Raw genomic sequence first — 15,489 nt, forward strand, 5'->3', positions numbered from 1 at the left:
ATGCTCGACATCGGGCTTTCGCTTACGGTGTTGCGTCAGGAACGAGGGGTTGGCCTCAGGCGATGGTGATGTAGTCCGCTGCGTTGGCCAGAATCTCGTCTGACGGGATGCCGGCCATCAGGATCTGGGTCTCGTCGCCCAGGTCAACCACGGCGCCTTCGTCGGAATCAGAAACGCGATCCGCCAGATCGGCCAGGGACTCGATGCCCGTGTCGTTGATATTGGCGGAGACGAAGACCTGATCGTTCTCGGCGGCGAACCACTCGACCGTATCGTTGCCGTCATTGCCGGTGTAATAGAGCTCGGTGCTGCTGTCGTCCTGGGCATTGCCGTCCCGGTCGGCGCTGCCATAAACCAGATCGTCGCCGCCTTGGCCGTGGATCTGATCGTCGCCGGAGCCGCCGTAGAGCCAGTCGTCTGCGTCGCCGCCCTGAATGACGTCGTTGTCCTCGCCGCCGAAGACCACGTCTTCTCCCGTGCCACCGATGATCAGGTCGTTGCCTTCGGAGCCATAGAGTGCATTGATGCCTGCCACGCCATAGAGGGTGTCGTCACCGGCATTGCCGAATATCTGGTCGCTACCTTCAGAACCCCACAGCAGGTCGTCGCCTTCACCGCCGTCGAGCCAGTCGTTGCCCTTGCCGCCATAGGCCAAATCGTTGCCGTCTTCACCGAAGATCAGGTCGTTGCCGGCCTCGCCATAGGCGACATCGTCACCGTCGCCAAGATAGGCCACGTCGTTGGAATAGCCCAGGCGAACACCGTCGTCACCGCCTTTGGCGTAAACGATGGAGGGCCCGCTTCCGCGAATGATCTCGCCTTCGTCGGTGCCGAAAATCAGTCCGCTGCCTTCTTGAATCGCCATCTGTCACTCCTTGAATAATCGTTTTGACTGCTAAGGTTGCGTTTAACGCCATGCCGGAGGCTAAACCGGGCTAAGTGATTTTCATGGCGGAAGTCGCTATCTTTTTGCTAAACGCAAATCAAATGATAGATATTATCATTTAGATTGATAGGCAATATTTGTAGCATTTTGTTAGTAAGCACTAACGGCTGGAGTAGTTCAGAAAGCGCTAGTGGTTGTTCGTCCGATCGCGTAGGTCTTTGAATGCCAAACCAATTGCGCTCAGCACGACGAGTAAGATTAAGCCGAACCCCAATGCCACGGCGACGGGCCAGGAGCTCATGTCGAGGACGGCAAAGACCGCTGCAGTGATCACGGCGATGCCGATTGAGGTGCCGATGCGCTGACCGGTCTGCATGATGGCGCCGGAGCTTCCTGCGTACTGCAGGGGGACCTCTGCCAGGGTCAGTGCCTGATTGGGGCTGACCACGGCGCCCTGGGCCGCGCCGATCAGCGCCAGAGAAAGCAGTAGCCACCAGGCGCTGATATAGCCCCCCGCCTGCAGTAGCACAACGGCAATGCAGGCGGCAAGGCCGACGACGGCGAGCAAAAGCCCACCGATGACCAGCTTGCGCCCATAGGTCATCACCCGCCGGCCGGCCCAGTTGGCGGCAAAGGCGGAGATGAAGGCGGACGGCGTGCTGATGAGACCGGTTTCAAGGGCAGAGGCCCCCAAGCCCTGCTGCAGATACAGCGCCACCAGCACCCAGATGCTGGTCATCCCGGTAAAATACAGGGTCATGATGAGGGCGCCATTGGTGAAACTGCGCGTAGAGAAGATGTTCAGATCCACCATCGGACTGCGGCCCAGGCGGGCGTAACGCCGTTCCCAATGCACCCAGGCCGCAACCAGGGCGATGCCCAACGGCAGCAGCAGCCAGGTCAGCGGTGCCGACTGGGCTTCCATGAACGGAAACAGCACGGCGAACACGGAAAGCCCGAGCAGCACGGCGCCAATCGGATCCAGGGAACGAAAGGTATGCAGTACTCCGCCGAACGTGGGTGTTGCGTCTTTTGGCCTGTGGCTGAACAGCGGTTTCGGGAACCAGGCAAGCGCCATGATGATAGCGGCGATGCCGATGGGCACGTTGACCAGAAACGTCAAACGCCAGCCGAAATCGGCGCCGCCAAGCTCGATCAAAAGGCCCCCCAGCACTGGGCCGATGCCCACGGATACCCCCACCGCGGTGCCGAAGTAGCCGAACGCCTTGCCCCGCTCGGACCCGCGAAAATACTGCTGGATCATGCCCACCCCCTGGGGGCTCAAAAGCCCGGAGCCGACCCCTTGCACGAACCGGGCGACATTGAGCCAGGTGGCGTCCTGGGCCAGACCCGAGGCAATCGAGGCGGCGGTGAACACCGCCACGCCGAGGATGAAGATGCCGCCGCGTCCCAGAATATCTCCAGCACGCCCGGCGGCCACCAGCACCACGCCGAAGGTCAGGGCATAACCGGACAGCACCCACTGCAGATCGGACTGGGACGCTCCCAGCCCTTCCTGGATAGACGGCAGGGCAACGTTGACGATGCTGACGTTGATCAATGACATGGCGATGGCGGTCAGCAGCACCGCCAGAATGCGCCAGCGGGTCGAATCCGCGATTGTCTCGGCGTTTGTTTGCTCTGAATCGGACCGACGCTGGGTCAAGTGTTGCCTCTGCTTGTTCAAGATATCCGTGGCCGCTGCCGCTGTTTGGCGCCAGTGGATAGCGTTCTCGAAAATAACGTGGATCATGCGGGTGATGACGGGACATACAGGATGTATATCCCGGAATGCAACGCAATTCTCGAACGTTTATCAGTAAAGAAGTAGCGAACAACTCACTTCGCCGCGGTGACCTCGATCTCGATCAGCCAGCCGGGGTTGGCCAACTGCGGTACAGGGACTGCGGAGCGTGCGGGCAGGTTGGGCTGGTCATCGGTGCCGAAGAATTCGGTGTAGGCATTCATGAAGCCCTCGAAATCGAGCTTGCCCGTGTCTGAGTCCGGTACCAGATAGGCATGCATCATGACCACATCGCTCATGTCGTAACCGAGTCCTTCGAGTTTGTCGGCGATGGACGTCAGGGCGCTGCGAGCCTGGGTTTCCATGTCGCCATAGGCGTCGATGGTATTTTCATCCGCGTCCTGGTTGGAAACTTCCGGGCCGCTGCCGCTCAGATAGAGTGTTTGGGCCTGGGGACCGGTTTCCACTGCCAGGGAGATGGGAAAGTCAGAATCCTTCAAACTATGACGGGTCACGTTGTCCGCGGCTTGAGCGCTTGCCGTCGCCGCAAGCAACACACCGGCGAGAATGGCGGGTTTGAAAATACGTTGCATGATCGCTCCTTGATTTATTGACATGACAAACACGGCACCACGCTGGGCAATGGTGACGCTCATTTTAGTTTGAACGCTAATATAGTAGACAAGAATGCCTGTTCCCGCCATGTAAGCGAACGCCGCTAGGGAATCATTGCATAAATGCCTACACGAACGAATTACGGCGTTGCGCGGTGCTCGAAAACTCGCCTAACCCCATGTTATGTCTCGTTTCCTGCGCTCCGTGCTCCTTGCAATTCATTTCGCTTGGCGATTTGTTCGGCAATTCCCTAACCGGGCAGCAATCGGCGTCGCATCTTGGCAGGCTGGGCGCCGGGAAAGTTGTGTTCGATGAAGCGCATGGCGATGGTCAGCACCAGCGTCAGGGCAATGTAGATGCCGGCGATTAACAGCAAAGGTTCATAAACCAGGAAAGTCTCGTCGCGGACCAGGTTGGCGGCCTTGAGCAAATCCATGACGGCGATGGTGGATACCAGGGGCACGGATTTGAGCAGCAGGATCATTTCGCCGGTGAGGGTCGGCAGGCAGATCTGAACAGCTCGGGGCAGCCACAGCCGGTAGAGCACCTGCCAGCGGGTCAGACCGAAGGCGCGACCGGCGGCCAGCTCGCCACTAGGCACGCTGAGCATGGCGCCGCGAATCACCTCCCCGGAATAGGCGCCGACGCTGATGGTGAAGGTCAGGGCGCCGTAGAAGAACGGATCGCGCAGCAAAGGCCAGATGATGCTTTCCTGAATGCCGGGAATCTGTGGCAGCAGGCGGCCCACGCCGTCATAGAAGAAGAACAGCTGCACCAGCAGCGGCGTGCCGCGAATCACCGTGGTGAAGCCGCGTACCAGCAGGGCAATCGGCTTGGGCGCGGTAATCTGGATCAAGGCGATGATGACCGCCAGTATCAGCCCCAGGATACCGGACACCGCCACCAGCAGCAGCGTGTTGACGAAACCCGTCCAGAGATACTCTTGATAGAAAGGATCGAAGATCCAGGAAAAGTCCATGACGTTGTTCTCTTGGAAGTTGGCTTAGGCGTTGTCTGGAAGCTGGCCACGCCGAACGAAGCGCTCCGCCCAGCCGAAAAGCGCGTTGGAGCCCAGCGTCATGATTAGATAGAGCGCACCCGCGACGCTGTAGAACAGAAAGTAAGAGCGGGTGCTCGCGGCGGCCTGTTGGGCGGTGAAGAACAGCTCCTCGAAGCCGATCACGCTGATCAACGCTGTATCCTTGACTAGGATCAGCCACAGGTTGGACATGCCGGGCAGCGCATGGGGCAGCATGCCGGGAATGACGAAACGATGAAATCGGGTCCAGCGCGAGAAACCATAGGCATCCGCAGCTTCGAGCTGACCGCGAGGAATGGCCAGAATGGCGCCGCGAAACACCTCGGTCATGTAGGCGCCCTGAACGAAGGCCAGGACCCCGACAGCGGTAACGAAGCCGCTGATTTGCATAGCGCTCTCGACTCCCAGCGCGCCGAGTCCCGCATTGAGCGCCTGGGTGCCAGCGTAGTACAGCAGGATGATCAGCAGCAGCTCGGGGACGGCACGCACTAGGGTGGAATAGGCGGTAGCCAGGGCCTGGAGTGGCCCCCAGCCGCTCAATCTAGCGCTGGCGCCGATCAGCCCCAGTACCAGGCCGATGGCATAGGCCAGCAGGGCGATCTCTATCGTCACGAGCGCCCCTTCCAGGATGGGGCCCGCCCAAGCCTCAAGTCCTTCGTTCTGATAGTTTTCCATGGCAAGATTCTTTATCGAATGAGCAGGATCTTCCGCCAGGGTAAAACCCTGGCGGAAGAAGCGATGAGCTAGAAAAGGCGATTAGCCGCCGCAGATATCCGTGCCGAAATACTGCTGGGAGAGCTCGCTGCACCTGCCGTTTTCCACCACTGCGGCGATGGCGTCGTTGAGCTTGCTTTCGAGTTCGTCATCGCTCTTGCGCAGCCCGATGCCGATACCTTCACCAAAGGCCTCATGCTTGGGTGCCGTAGCGATGATGGCGTACTCCTGGGCTTCGTCCCGCTCGACAAAGGCGGTCATGACGATTTCGTCGGCGAACATGACGTCGATACGCCCGGCCAGCAGATCGCGGTTGACCTGTTCCTGCTGGTCGTAGATCTTGAGTTCGACGCCGCTATCGCGCAGTTCCCGCCGGGCATAGGTGGCGTTGGTGGTGGCGCCCTGCACGCCGAGGATCTTGCCGTCTAGCCCTTCGGGAATCTCGAAGTCAGCATCCTTGGCTGCTACATAGGCTGCCGGGGTGTAGTAGTAGGGATCGGTGAAGTCGACGACCCGCTTGCGCTTGCTGGTGATCGACAGGGAGTTCATGATCATGTCGATCTTGCCGGAATTCAGGGCAGGGAAGATGCCGCTCCAGCCGGTCGGGGTGACCTCGCATTGTGCCTGCATTTCCTCGCACAATGCCTTGCCGAGCTCGACCTCGAAGCCGGTCCAGTCGCCATTGGAGCCCTTGTAGCTGAAAGGGGGGTAGGGTTCCGCCGCAATGCCGATTTTCAGCGGCTCCTGTGCCATGCTGGCGGCGCTTAGGGTCAAAGCGGCGAGACCAGCCGCCATGATCAAGGTGTGCTTCATCAGAGATGTTTTCATCAGCTATCCTCGTTTGTTGTTTTCTTTCTATGCCACGCTGGACAGAAACTGTCGACAGCGTTCGTTGCTCGCTTGCTCGAAGACCTGTTGTGGCGTGCCGGCCTCGGCGATCTCACCTTCATGCAGGAAGACCACCTGATGGGAGACTTCCCGAGCAAAGCTCATTTCATGGGTCACCATCAGCATGGTACGGCCCTCAGCGGCCAGATCGCGGATAACTCCCAGCACCTCGCTGACAAGCTCCGGGTCTAGGGCCGAAGTCGGCTCGTCGAACAATAGCACCCGTGGCTCCATGGCCAGTGCCCGGGCGATGGCGACACGCTGCTGCTGGCCGCCGGAGAGATAGGCCGGGTACTGATCGCGTTTGTCGGAAAGGCCCACCTTGGCCAGAAAGCCTTCACCGAGCTTGACGGCCTTGCGCCGGCTCAAGCCGCGCACCCGTAGCGGTGCTTCGATGACGTTGCCCAGTACGGTCAGGTGCGGCCAAAGATTGAACTGCTGAAATACCATGGTGACCTTGGCGCGCAGGCGATGAATCTGGCGCCGATCCAGACCGGTGATGTTGCCTTTGGCATCATGAGTAAAATGAATGTCCTCATCGGCGATGGTCAGTTCACCTCGGTCCGGCCGCTCGAGCAGGTTCATGCAGCGCAACAGGGTGCTCTTACCGGAACCGCTGGAGCCGATGATCGAAACCACCTGGCCTTCAGCGACGCTTAAGGACACATCCTTGAGAACCTCGAGCTCTCCGAAGCGTTTGACCAGATGCCGGGCATCGATCATCGGGGCAGACGTTGTTGTTGTATTCATGGGCACTCATATTGTTGTTGTCAGGCACTGCTCTGCGCAGCGCTCGATCCGTTGGCAGGCCTCGCCCAATAGTTCCGCATCGACCGTCAGGCTCAAGCGCACGAAGCCCGCCGCCGAGGGGCCGAAGGCTTCGCCGGATAGTACCGAGACGTTTTGTTCCGCCAGCAGGCGATCCGCGAAGGCCTGGGTGGATAAGCCGATGCGGCGAATATCCACCATCATGAACATGCCGGCCTTGGGGGTGAGCACTTCCAGGATCTCGCTATCGGCCAGGGTCGACAGCACCGCGTCCCGCCGCTGTCGATAGGTCTCACGCATCTGCGCCAGTTCCTGGGGTGGATGCTCCAAGGCGTGACAAGCGGCGTCCTGAATGAAATCCGGGCATCCATAGAGCATGCATAGCGCCAGGTTGGTCAGGTGCTTGATCAGCGTTTCGGGCCCGATCACCCAGCCCAGGCGCCAGCCGGTCATGGCATGGGATTTCGACAGACTGTCCACTACCGCGGTGCGCTGTGCCATGCCGGGCAGAGTGGCGGGACAAACGTGCTCGTCATCAAAGGTCAGCTCGCCGTAGACTTCGTCCGAGATCAACCACAGATCGTGACGCTGACACGCATCGGCAATGACCTGCCAGTGCTCTCGGCTCAACACCTGCCCGGTGGGATTGTGCGGACTGTTGACCAGCAGCGCCTTGGTACGTGGCGTGATGGCCGCCTCGATATCCGCCGAACGGGGCAGGAAATCCTCTTCCGCTTGCAGCGATACCCGCACCAGGGTGGCACCGGCGGCCTGCAAGGCCGCTTCGTAGGTGACGTACATCGGCTCGAAGACGATCACCTCGTCACCAGGGTCGAGCAGGCACTGGGCGACGGCGTAAAGCCCGCACTGGGCGCCGGCCAGCACCGCGACATTGTCCGGCGTGGCCGTGCCGCCACGCTGACGGTGCTGAGCGGCAATCAACTCCCTCAGGCGCAGCTTGCCCTGCACGTCGGCGTAGTGGGTTGCGCCGGCCTGCAGACTCGCCACGGCGCTGTCGATGATGGGCCGAGGGGTAACGAAGTCCGGATCGCCAATGGAAAGCACGATGATGTCCTCTCCCTTGGCCTTGCGCTCCATGGCGTGATAATGGATGTCCCAAGCGGCTGCGCCTTCGCCGGCAATGCGACTCGTCAGGTGAGAGTAGCGCATGATGGCTCCTTGTCCGGGTGACAGAAAACGAGGCAGGATGCCCCTTTACTGAATGGCGTCCTGAGCAGGCTGCCCATCCCGAGTCGTCACCCCTTCCAGAAACGCCTTGATCTGGTCCGGATGATCGTCGATCCAGGCTTCGGCGACGTCTTCCAGATCTTTTTCCTGCTGACTGAACTCATCGATGAACTGACTCTGCTCTTCGGCGCTGAAGATCACTTGATCCAGCAGTTTGGTCAGATTGGGATTGGCTTCGCTGAAGTCGCGCCGAACGATGGTGCGAATATCACTCTTGCCATTCTCCTTGCCGTAGACGCCTTCCGGGTCGTCGAGAATGGCCATGTCGTACTTGGGCGCCATCCAGTGAGGTGTCCAGCCGTAGAAGACGATCCAGCGCTTCTCACGATAGGCGGCATCGACCTCCGCCAGCATGCCGGCGGTGGAGGATTCGCGAATGTTCCAGTCACTCAGGCCGTAGACGTCCGCATCCACGGCGTCGTTGATGGATTCACTGACCGTGGAGCCGCTTTCGATGGAGTAGAACTCACCGTCAAAACGCTTGCGATTTTCCGCCTCGCTCAACTGGGCGGCGCTGGTGATGCCCGCATCATGCACGTAACCCGGCACCGCGAAGCCCATGCGCGCGCCTTCGACGTTGTTGCCCAGATCGACGATGGCATTGGATGCCATGGCGGCGTCATAAATTTTCTGTTGGGCAGGCAGCCAGCCTCCCAGGAAGACGTCGGTATCGCCGGATTGCAGGGTGCTGTAACCCACGGTGCTGCTCATGTCGATGCGATTGGCTCGATAGCCCAGATCGTCGATGAGCTTGGCGACGATCTCGGTCTTGACCGTCACCCCAGGCCAGGGAGGTACGACGAAATTGACCGTATCCGCTTCATCGGCGGCCTGGGCAGTGAGGGGAAGCAGCGTCAGACCGGCGATGAATAGTGATTTGCGCAGTGTCATGCAATTTCCTCGTTATTGTGTGAACGCTGGTTGAGCAGCGTCTTGTCGCCTCTCGGCGGGCAAATGGAAAAACGAAAAATCAATCCTTGGCGGTTATCTCGATCAATGTCGGGCCCTGCATCTGTTGCGATGCCTGCAATGCCTGAGCCAATGCGTCGGGAGTTTCAACGTGTTGATACTCACAGCCAAAGCCTTTGGCCAGCGCCGCGAAATTCGGTGCGACGAGATCGACGCCTCGGCGCTCGACATGATCGTTGTCCATATAGCGGCGAATTTCACCATAACCCTGGTTATTCCATATCACTACTGCCAAGGGCAAGCCCGTATCTCGGGCGGTGGCCAGTTCGCTCAAGCTAAACATCAACCCACCGTCGCCCACCAGCGCGATCACTGGCCGTTCGGGCACGGCAATCGCCGCACCGATAGCCGCGGGCAGAGCATAGCCCAGAGTGCCGTAGCCGGTGGCGGCATTGAACCAGCGCCGGGGGGCGGGCATGTCGATCAAAAAGTTACCCGCATACACCGGTCCGGTGGAGTCGCCGACGACGGTGGCTTCCGGCAGCGCCTGACCTAGTGCGTCGAGCCAGTCCATGTAGGGAGCGACATCCGGGCGCTCGCCCAGGGACAAGGCGCTGAGCACGTTATCGGTTCGAGCGGCGCCGTCACGCTCAACTCGTTCAGGCAATCGCTCAAGTAGGCCATTCATGACTTCATTCACATCGCCGAGCAGGGCCAGATCCGGTAGACGATTGACGGTGAGCTGATGGGGGTCGATATCCACTCGGATAAGTCGGCCGTCGAGCCGAAAACCCTCATCGGCTACCAGATCGTAGTCGGTTTCCCCGAGCTCGGTGCCGAGTGCCAGCACCACGTCCGCGTTCAAGGCCAGCTCTCGACCTGCGGGTAAGCTGGAACAGTTGCCAAGATCCAGGGGATGGCCTTTGCCGAGTACGCCCCGAGCATTGATGGTCGTCATGGCCGGGGCGTCCAGGCGTTCCACCAGAGCGCGAGCGTTGTCTGATGCGCCGAGGCAGCCTCCGCCCAGCAGTATCAGCGGCCGTTTGGCTCCGGCCAGCCAGGCAGCGGCTTCATCCAGGCCGGCAGAAGAGGCTGACGGTGGATAAAAACGCGGCACCCGAATCGGTGCATCATTGACCGGCTGAGGCATCACGTCCAGCGGGATTTCGATGTGCACCGGCCCTGGACGAGCGCTGTTGAACACCGTGAAGGCTCGGGCCATCACCTCATCGATGGCTTCGCCGTCGAGCAGGGTATGGCTGAACACACTGACGCCGGAAAGCGTCTGGCGTTGATCCGGCAGCTCGTGCAATCGCCCCTGACCGCGACCCAGCGTATCCCGGCGATTGACTCCGGAAATCACCAGCATGGGGATGGAGTCCGCCAGGGCTTGGCCCATGGCGGTGGCGATATTGGTCATGCCCGGGCCTGTGATGATGAAGCAGGCCGCAGGCCTGCCGGTGGCCCGGGCATAGCCGTCCGCCATGAAACCGGCGCCCTGTTCGTGGCGCGGAGTAACATGATGCAGCGGACTGGTAGCAAAGCCGCGATAGAGCTCGATAGTATGCACGCCGGGTATGCCGAATGCGGTATCGATGCCATAGGCTTCCAGCAGATCGAGCAGACGCTGGGCACAGGTGATCATGCACGCTCCTTTGCCGGTGACGCATCAAGCGTCTGTTCGGCGCCGAAGGGCGCGCGGCTCATGATGCGCTCCACCATGGGGATGAAGTGCTCAAGGGGCAGGGTGTCGTAATCGGGATCGAAAGAGCACTGATCCCACTCATCGCAGAAGCGCACGGTGCGAGCATAGGCCGGATGATCCCGGAACTGCTCACGAGCATGCGGGTCGAGGCCGTAGAAGTGGCGATAGTGATAGCCCTGGAATAGCTCGTGATGGCGAATCAGCCAGGTATTGAGCGGGTCGATGAAGGGTTCGAGAATGGCAGCGGCAATTTCCGCGTGGTTGGCCGGGGCCAGATCGTCGCCGATGTCATGCAGTAAGGCGCAGACCACGGTTTCCTCATCGGCACCGGCGCGCAGCGCCCGGGTGGCGGTCTGCAGGCTGTGTTCGAAACGATCCACCGGGTAGCCGTGGTTATCGCCCTTGAGACGCAGCAGGTGTTCGAGCACCCGGCGGCTGGCATCGTTTTGATAGAGCTGAAAATGCGCATCGATGATCTGCCAATCCTCGGCGCGGCTTTCATCGAAGCGCTTGAAGGTTGCCTGGCTCATTGCAGCTCCTCCTTTGACGTAGTGGACAGCAAGGTTTGCAGCATCCGGCGGCGGCTGGCGGTGCTGTCCCGATCAACGTAGCCCTGGCGCATATGACGCACGCCGCCCTCCAGCTGAAAGGCGGTGCGGCCATGGAACAGCCGATAGTTGTCCATGATCAGCATCTCACCCGGGTCGAGCTTTAGATGCACCGTCAGCTCATTGGAGATGATCAGCTCGTAAAACCGCTGTCGGGCGGCATAGTAGCGCTCCAGGACATCCGGATCGTGGGCAGGCACCCGCTCCGTGCGATTGGAAAAGCGTACCCGGTGCAGCCGGCCTTGGCTATCAAGCTCGATCAGCGGCCCCTCGCTTTCCAGGTGCGTGGTGTCGTCGGTATACAGGAACTCCGTGGCGAGCTGGGTCAGGCACTCAAAATGTTCCGGAGACTCTTCCCGCAGCCGCCGTGCAGCCATGAAACCGTCCACCAGGGTGCTGTCGCCGCCGTCCGCGGCGTTGGTCAGGCAGTGCAGCCAGATGTAGCCGGGTATCGGATCGCGATAGGGATTGTCGGTATGCGGCTCCAGGCCGCGCTGGGTCATGGTCAGGTCATAGGCCTGAGGCACGGATTTGACGTCGGCGATACCACCCCAGTTGGTGCGCCGCAGCGGGCCGATGCGATCGATCAGCGCTTGCATGCCGTCTTCGTCACCAGGTACGCCCCGCACCCGCACGAAGCCATAGCAGCGCAATGCCTCCAGCATGTCCAGTAACCGGGCATCGCTTTCCAGCGCTGCCGCAAAGTCCGCCTCGGGTAGCGTGGCAAGCCCTGCATCCCAGAGAACCAGATCTTCCGGCGTATCACTTTTGCTGACTTCACCTGCGTCTCGAAGCGTCGCTAGAGGAAACATCGTGCGATGCGCGTCGCTGAACTGCAGGCGTAGCATGTCACCCTCGACCTTGGCCTCTTCGATGGTCAGATCAAGTGGCAGCTGGGCCGCCTCGATCAGACGCTGACCGGTCTGGGCATCCAGGGTATCTGTATCTGGCGCGCGTTCCCGCAGCCATAGCGCGGCAAAGCTGCGCTCCCGATTTTGATCCTGCAGGGTCAGATGGCGGCCCCGAGCATCCAGTGTGATGTGGGCGGTGGACATGGTTCACGTTTCTCCACGGGTAATCGAGGGTGGGTTCACGACGCCGAGAACCTGGGTCGTGACGACATTGCTTTTAAGCTAGTGCCATAACGGCAATTGGGTTTGACCATTTTGGCCTTATACTTGATATTTATGGTCATGAGTGAGTTTTTCACGACGATCTGGCCCTATCCGCGTCCGGATAGTCCCCCGGTGCTACGGCCGGAAGAGGCGGAGCACACCATCGACGTATGGCTTCTGCCCAAGTTCTCCATGCTGTCTCTCGTGTGCCTGCTCGAGCCGCTGCGCGTCGCCAATCGTTTTGGTCGGGCGCTGTTTGCCTGGCGTTTGCTGTCGAGCACCGGGGAGCCGGTAGTGGCCAGCAACGGGGTGCGTACCGACGTGGACGGCCGGCTTGAAGAGTTGAAAGCCTGCGAGCTGCTGATGGCGATCTCCTCTTATGAAGCCGAGGCCACGGTGACCGCCGGTGATCGCGCCGTACTGCGACAGGTTGCGGCGTTCGGTGGCAAGGTCGGAGGGCTGGATACGGCGCCTTTCATCCTGGCCCGAGCCGGTGTGCTGGAACATCAGCCGGTGGCCCTGCATTGGGAGAGCATCCCGGCCTTCCAGGAAGAATTCCCGCATCTTGAGATCAGCCGATCGCGTTTCGAATTCACCCAACAGAGTTTGACCGGCTCCGGCGGCGCGGCGGGTATCGACATGATGCTGCAGTGGATCGAACTGGATTACGGGCCGGCGCTGGCGGATGCGGTTAGCCGCCAGCTGGTGCATCAGCGCTTTTCCGACGGTGAATTACGTGAACACCAAACCAGGAAGGCGTTGGGGCATTTGCCGCGCACGGTGGCCAATGCTCTGGCTGTCATGGAAACGCACCTAGGGCAGGTATTGACGATACCTGAAATCTGCCGGCGGGTAGGCCAATCCCAGCGTCAGCTGACCCGTCAGTTTCAGGCCCATTTTGGCGAGACCCCCAAGCAATGCTATCTGGGTATGCGCCTGGATCAGGCCCGGCGTATCCTGACCGACAGCCACTGTCGCGTCACCGAGGCGGCCCTGACCACGGGGTTTACCCATCTGGCGCATTTTTCTCGGGCATATCAGGCGCGCTTCGGCGAACGGCCGAGTGTGACCGCGGAACGGGGGTTAGGATAAAGCGCGGAGCAGGGTTTGGAATAAAGCGTGGAGTGGGGCATCGATTGAGCTGGCACAAGCGCATTGGTAGTGCAAAAAGCCAAACATGAGGTTATTTCATGAACCCTGCTGGCGCAGCGCTTCGGCAGCCGCCTGAGCGAGAAAGCCGGAGCGATTGCGCGAGACGGCATCAATCTGAGCCAGCAGGCGCTTAGGCAAGGTAACGTTGACGCGTTCGGAGATTTCCGGCGGGGGCAGCAGCGGTATTAGGGTGACCAGGGCGTCGTTCCATTCGATCCAGTCGTCATCGGCGATCTTTATCTGTTCCAGGCTACGTGGCTCAGGCACCAGTTCACCGTCTTCTTGCATGCCAGCTACGTGGAAGGCCAACGCTTCGGCACCCATGCGAAGGGCGTCTTCGTAGCTGTCCCCGGTGCTGACACAGCCGGGAAAGTCGGGAAAGAGGACGCTATAGGCATCCTCTTCACGATGCAGAAGGGCGATGTAGTGCGCCATAGGGTCCTCCTATTGCTGCCAGCCGGCCTGGTGAAAAATACTGCGGATCGTCGGCATGGTCAGGTCTTTCCTGGGGTGGGGAACGGTGACGCGGCCGGGTTTGTCAGGATGCTTGAACTGGTGATGCGAGCCCGCAACCGCGACCTGTTCCCAGCCGTCGGCCTTGAGCATCTTGATCAATTCCCGGCTGCTGTATCGCTTCATCGTCACCCTTTCTCTGTGTGTATAAAAATACACACAGAGAGAAGTGGTCACAAGAAATATCACGTAGGCGTCAAAGAGTAACGACAGAGCGCCTCAGTAACCCAAACCCAAATCAAAATCCTGGGCCTGATCGGGCAGTTCCTAGAGCGCGTCCTTGGATGCGTTTTTCTGCGGCGCCTGCTCAAGCACCTCAACCCGCCGCCGACGCTCGCTACGCCACAGCATGCGCAGCCGGGAGCGGATTTCGTCGCGCTCCATGTAGCAGCCCTGCAGCCAGCGATGGCCGGAGCTTCCTTCAAACGCGTCCCGAGCGTGCAGCAGGCGGCGGTTGTCGAAGATCACCAGATCGCCGGGCAGGTAGGTGAAGCGCTGGGCGAAGCGCGGCTCCTTCAACAACCGCTGCAGCTGCATTAGGGCGTCATAGGCCGGTTCGATATCCTCGAAGGGCGCCATCAGGGGGCCGCGCAGGAAGTCCGCGATGCGCACCTCGAGCAAACGCCCTCGGTCATCGAGCTTGATCATCGGGTCGAACCAGACGTAGTCCGTCACCTTGGCGGTGTTGGCATAGCACCAGTGGACTCGGGTCAGGGTGGCGAAGGCCTCGGGATGCTCATCCCGCAGCGCCTCGGCGATGGCGAAGCCGTCCGCCATCACTGCCTGGCCGCCCTCGACGCTGTTTTCCAGACAGTGCAAAAACTGAAGCCCCGGCTGGTATTCCCGGGTGGGTAGATCGACGTGGAAGGGCAAGGCAATGGAGGTGTAGGCGTTGGAGTCCGGGTCCGGCTTGGCCTTGACGTCGAACAGGGTGCCGAAGTTGGTATCGCGCATGGGCCCGATGCGCTCGGCGATGCGCGCCAGGGTGCCGGGCTCGGTGGGCAGGTTGCGCAACCGTACCAGGCCGTGACCGAGCACCGCTTTCAAGGCATCCTGCAATAACGCCTCGAACTGCGGGTCGTCTTCCGGATGGGTGTCTGCATGAGCGAGCCAGCCGCTGGCGTCCAGGCTGATCGGCTCGGCCATTTCTTCGCCGGTCCAGGTGGTGACCGGCACCAGGGGCGCGTCCGGCTGTTCGAGATTGGAGTAGTCATTCGCCCGCAGCCAGCCAGGATGAAAATGCAGGGTGCGATTTTCCGGGGCGAAAGTGACGGCAAGCGCCCCTTGCTCGTTCAGCGTTGCGTCCGCAATCGTCGGCCAGTCACCCAGGGTCGAGAGATCAAGAATGCGCTCCCGAGTGGCCGGATTGACGGTGCTTTCGTCCGCGGCATTCTCTCGCAGCCAGACGCTGTGATAGCGGCTGACGAGGCCGTCCTGCCAGTGCAGTTCGAGCACACGTTCATCATGGCTGACCCGAGCAGGCAGCACCTCGATGGGCCAGGCGTCGTAATCCGGCGTTAAAGGGAGTCGGGAATCGGTCGCTGTTCCAGTCATGGTCATGGCTCCGCCAAAGGGCATTTAACGC

16 protein-coding genes are annotated in these 15,489 nt (G+C 60.6%); 1 reads left to right on the top strand and 15 read right to left on the bottom strand.

Features of this window, described 5'->3' with window-relative positions:
* Window positions 1-55: 55 nt before the first annotated feature.
* From CH74_RS00575 to CH74_RS00630, 12 genes are all read right to left on the bottom strand, one after another.
* Window positions 56-865: a calcium-binding protein gene (locus tag CH74_RS00575; protein ID WP_048305538.1), complete on the bottom strand. Its 810-nt coding sequence runs from the start codon at window positions 863-865 to the stop codon at window positions 56-58.
* 208 nt (window positions 866-1,073) lie between these two features.
* Window positions 1,074-2,552, bottom strand: a complete 1,479-nt coding sequence (locus CH74_RS00580; protein WP_048305626.1) for an MFS transporter — start codon at window positions 2,550-2,552, stop codon at window positions 1,074-1,076.
* 173 nt (window positions 2,553-2,725) lie between these two features.
* Window positions 2,726-3,223, bottom strand: coding sequence for a RidA family protein (locus tag CH74_RS00585; protein WP_048305539.1), 498 nt, complete (start codon window positions 3,221-3,223; stop codon window positions 2,726-2,728).
* 272 nt (window positions 3,224-3,495) lie between these two features.
* The gene (locus CH74_RS00590; protein WP_048305540.1) at window positions 3,496-4,224 is read right to left on the bottom strand and encodes an ABC transporter permease; all 729 of its coding nucleotides are present in this window, start codon (window positions 4,222-4,224) and stop codon (window positions 3,496-3,498) included.
* 24 nt (window positions 4,225-4,248) lie between these two features.
* Window positions 4,249-4,959 (bottom strand): ABC transporter permease, encoded by a 711-nt coding sequence (locus CH74_RS00595; RefSeq protein ID WP_048305541.1) that lies wholly within the window; start codon window positions 4,957-4,959, stop codon window positions 4,249-4,251.
* Between the two features lie 81 nt (window positions 4,960-5,040).
* Window positions 5,041-5,826, bottom strand: a complete 786-nt coding sequence (locus tag CH74_RS00600) for a transporter substrate-binding domain-containing protein (protein ID WP_253272869.1) — start codon at window positions 5,824-5,826, stop codon at window positions 5,041-5,043.
* A 27-nt stretch (window positions 5,827-5,853) separates the two neighbouring features.
* Window positions 5,854-6,636: an ABC transporter ATP-binding protein gene (locus tag CH74_RS00605; RefSeq protein ID WP_082140220.1), complete on the bottom strand. Its 783-nt coding sequence runs from the start codon at window positions 6,634-6,636 to the stop codon at window positions 5,854-5,856.
* A 6-nt stretch (window positions 6,637-6,642) separates the two neighbouring features.
* Window positions 6,643-7,824 carry a pyridoxal phosphate-dependent aminotransferase gene (locus tag CH74_RS00610; protein WP_048305543.1) on the bottom strand — a complete coding sequence of 394 codons (1,182 nt, stop codon included), beginning with the start codon at window positions 7,822-7,824 and terminating at the stop codon, window positions 6,643-6,645.
* A 45-nt stretch (window positions 7,825-7,869) separates the two neighbouring features.
* A complete protein-coding gene (locus tag CH74_RS00615) occupies window positions 7,870-8,793 on the bottom strand; it encodes an ABC transporter substrate-binding protein (protein WP_048305544.1) in 924 nt (307 codons plus the stop codon).
* A gap of 79 nt (window positions 8,794-8,872) precedes the next feature.
* Window positions 8,873-10,456: a 5-guanidino-2-oxopentanoate decarboxylase gene (locus tag CH74_RS00620; RefSeq protein WP_082140221.1), complete on the bottom strand. Its 1,584-nt coding sequence runs from the start codon at window positions 10,454-10,456 to the stop codon at window positions 8,873-8,875.
* On the bottom strand, window positions 10,453-11,046 hold the full coding sequence (locus CH74_RS00625; protein ID WP_048305545.1) for an HD domain-containing protein: 594 nt from the start codon (window positions 11,044-11,046) through the stop codon (window positions 10,453-10,455). The genes CH74_RS00620 and CH74_RS00625 overlap by 4 nt, the downstream gene beginning before the upstream one ends.
* Window positions 11,043-12,179 carry a TauD/TfdA family dioxygenase gene (locus tag CH74_RS00630; protein WP_053070578.1) on the bottom strand — a complete coding sequence of 379 codons (1,137 nt, stop codon included), beginning with the start codon at window positions 12,177-12,179 and terminating at the stop codon, window positions 11,043-11,045. Before CH74_RS00630 ends, CH74_RS00625 begins: the two co-directional genes overlap by 4 nt.
* 138 nt (window positions 12,180-12,317) lie before the next feature.
* On the opposite strand from CH74_RS00630, the gene CH74_RS00635 reads away from it, so the two are divergent.
* Complete coding sequence (locus CH74_RS00635) at window positions 12,318-13,331, top strand: GlxA family transcriptional regulator (RefSeq protein ID WP_048305630.1); 1,014 nt, start codon at window positions 12,318-12,320, stop codon at window positions 13,329-13,331.
* Between the two features lie 96 nt (window positions 13,332-13,427).
* On the opposite strand, the gene CH74_RS00640 is transcribed toward CH74_RS00635, so the two are convergent.
* The 3 genes from CH74_RS00640 to CH74_RS00650 all read right to left on the bottom strand — a co-directional run bounded on the left by CH74_RS00640 (window position 13,428) and on the right by CH74_RS00650 (window position 15,458).
* The gene (locus tag CH74_RS00640) at window positions 13,428-13,826 is read right to left on the bottom strand and encodes a type II toxin-antitoxin system HicB family antitoxin (RefSeq protein ID WP_048305546.1); all 399 of its coding nucleotides are present in this window, start codon (window positions 13,824-13,826) and stop codon (window positions 13,428-13,430) included.
* A 9-nt stretch (window positions 13,827-13,835) separates the two neighbouring features.
* The gene (locus CH74_RS00645; RefSeq protein ID WP_048305547.1) at window positions 13,836-14,030 is read right to left on the bottom strand and encodes a type II toxin-antitoxin system HicA family toxin; all 195 of its coding nucleotides are present in this window, start codon (window positions 14,028-14,030) and stop codon (window positions 13,836-13,838) included.
* Between the two features lie 141 nt (window positions 14,031-14,171).
* On the bottom strand, window positions 14,172-15,458 hold the full coding sequence (locus CH74_RS00650) for a TauD/TfdA family dioxygenase (RefSeq protein ID WP_048305631.1): 1,287 nt from the start codon (window positions 15,456-15,458) through the stop codon (window positions 14,172-14,174).
* Between the last annotated feature and the right edge of the window lie 31 nt (window positions 15,459-15,489).

Source organism: Halomonas sp. PR-M31, assembly GCF_001039575.1.
Classification (GTDB): domain Bacteria; phylum Pseudomonadota; class Gammaproteobacteria; order Pseudomonadales; family Halomonadaceae; genus Modicisalibacter.

Bases quoted from the DNA above. Each gene is read 5' to 3' on its own strand.
- CH74_RS00575 (WP_048305538.1), bottom strand. From the start codon at position 865: ATGGCGATTCAAGAAGGCAGCGGACTGATTTTCGGCACCGACGAAGGC.
- CH74_RS00585 (WP_048305539.1), bottom strand. From the start codon at position 3,223: ATGCAACGTATTTTCAAACCCGCCATTCTCGCCGGTGTGTTGCTTGCG.
- CH74_RS00590 (WP_048305540.1), bottom strand. From the start codon at position 4,224: ATGGACTTTTCCTGGATCTTCGATCCTTTCTATCAAGAGTATCTCTGG.
- CH74_RS00595 (WP_048305541.1), bottom strand. From the start codon at position 4,959: ATGGAAAACTATCAGAACGAAGGACTTGAGGCTTGGGCGGGCCCCATC.
- CH74_RS00600 (WP_253272869.1), bottom strand. From the start codon at position 5,826: ATGAAAACATCTCTGATGAAGCACACCTTGATCATGGCGGCTGGTCTC.
- CH74_RS00605 (WP_082140220.1), bottom strand. From the start codon at position 6,636: ATGAATACAACAACAACGTCTGCCCCGATGATCGATGCCCGGCATCTG.
- CH74_RS00610 (WP_048305543.1), bottom strand. From the start codon at position 7,824: ATGCGCTACTCTCACCTGACGAGTCGCATTGCCGGCGAAGGCGCAGCC.
- CH74_RS00615 (WP_048305544.1), bottom strand. From the start codon at position 8,793: ATGACACTGCGCAAATCACTATTCATCGCCGGTCTGACGCTGCTTCCC.
- CH74_RS00620 (WP_082140221.1), bottom strand. From the start codon at position 10,456: ATGATCACCTGTGCCCAGCGTCTGCTCGATCTGCTGGAAGCCTATGGC.
- CH74_RS00625 (WP_048305545.1), bottom strand. From the start codon at position 11,046: ATGAGCCAGGCAACCTTCAAGCGCTTCGATGAAAGCCGCGCCGAGGAT.
- CH74_RS00630 (WP_053070578.1), bottom strand. From the start codon at position 12,179: ATGTCCACCGCCCACATCACACTGGATGCTCGGGGCCGCCATCTGACC.
- CH74_RS00635 (WP_048305630.1), top strand. From the start codon at position 12,318: ATGAGTGAGTTTTTCACGACGATCTGGCCCTATCCGCGTCCGGATAGT.
- CH74_RS00640 (WP_048305546.1), bottom strand. From the start codon at position 13,826: ATGGCGCACTACATCGCCCTTCTGCATCGTGAAGAGGATGCCTATAGC.
- CH74_RS00645 (WP_048305547.1), bottom strand. From the start codon at position 14,030: ATGAAGCGATACAGCAGCCGGGAATTGATCAAGATGCTCAAGGCCGAC.
- CH74_RS00650 (WP_048305631.1), bottom strand. From the start codon at position 15,458: ATGACTGGAACAGCGACCGATTCCCGACTCCCTTTAACGCCGGATTAC.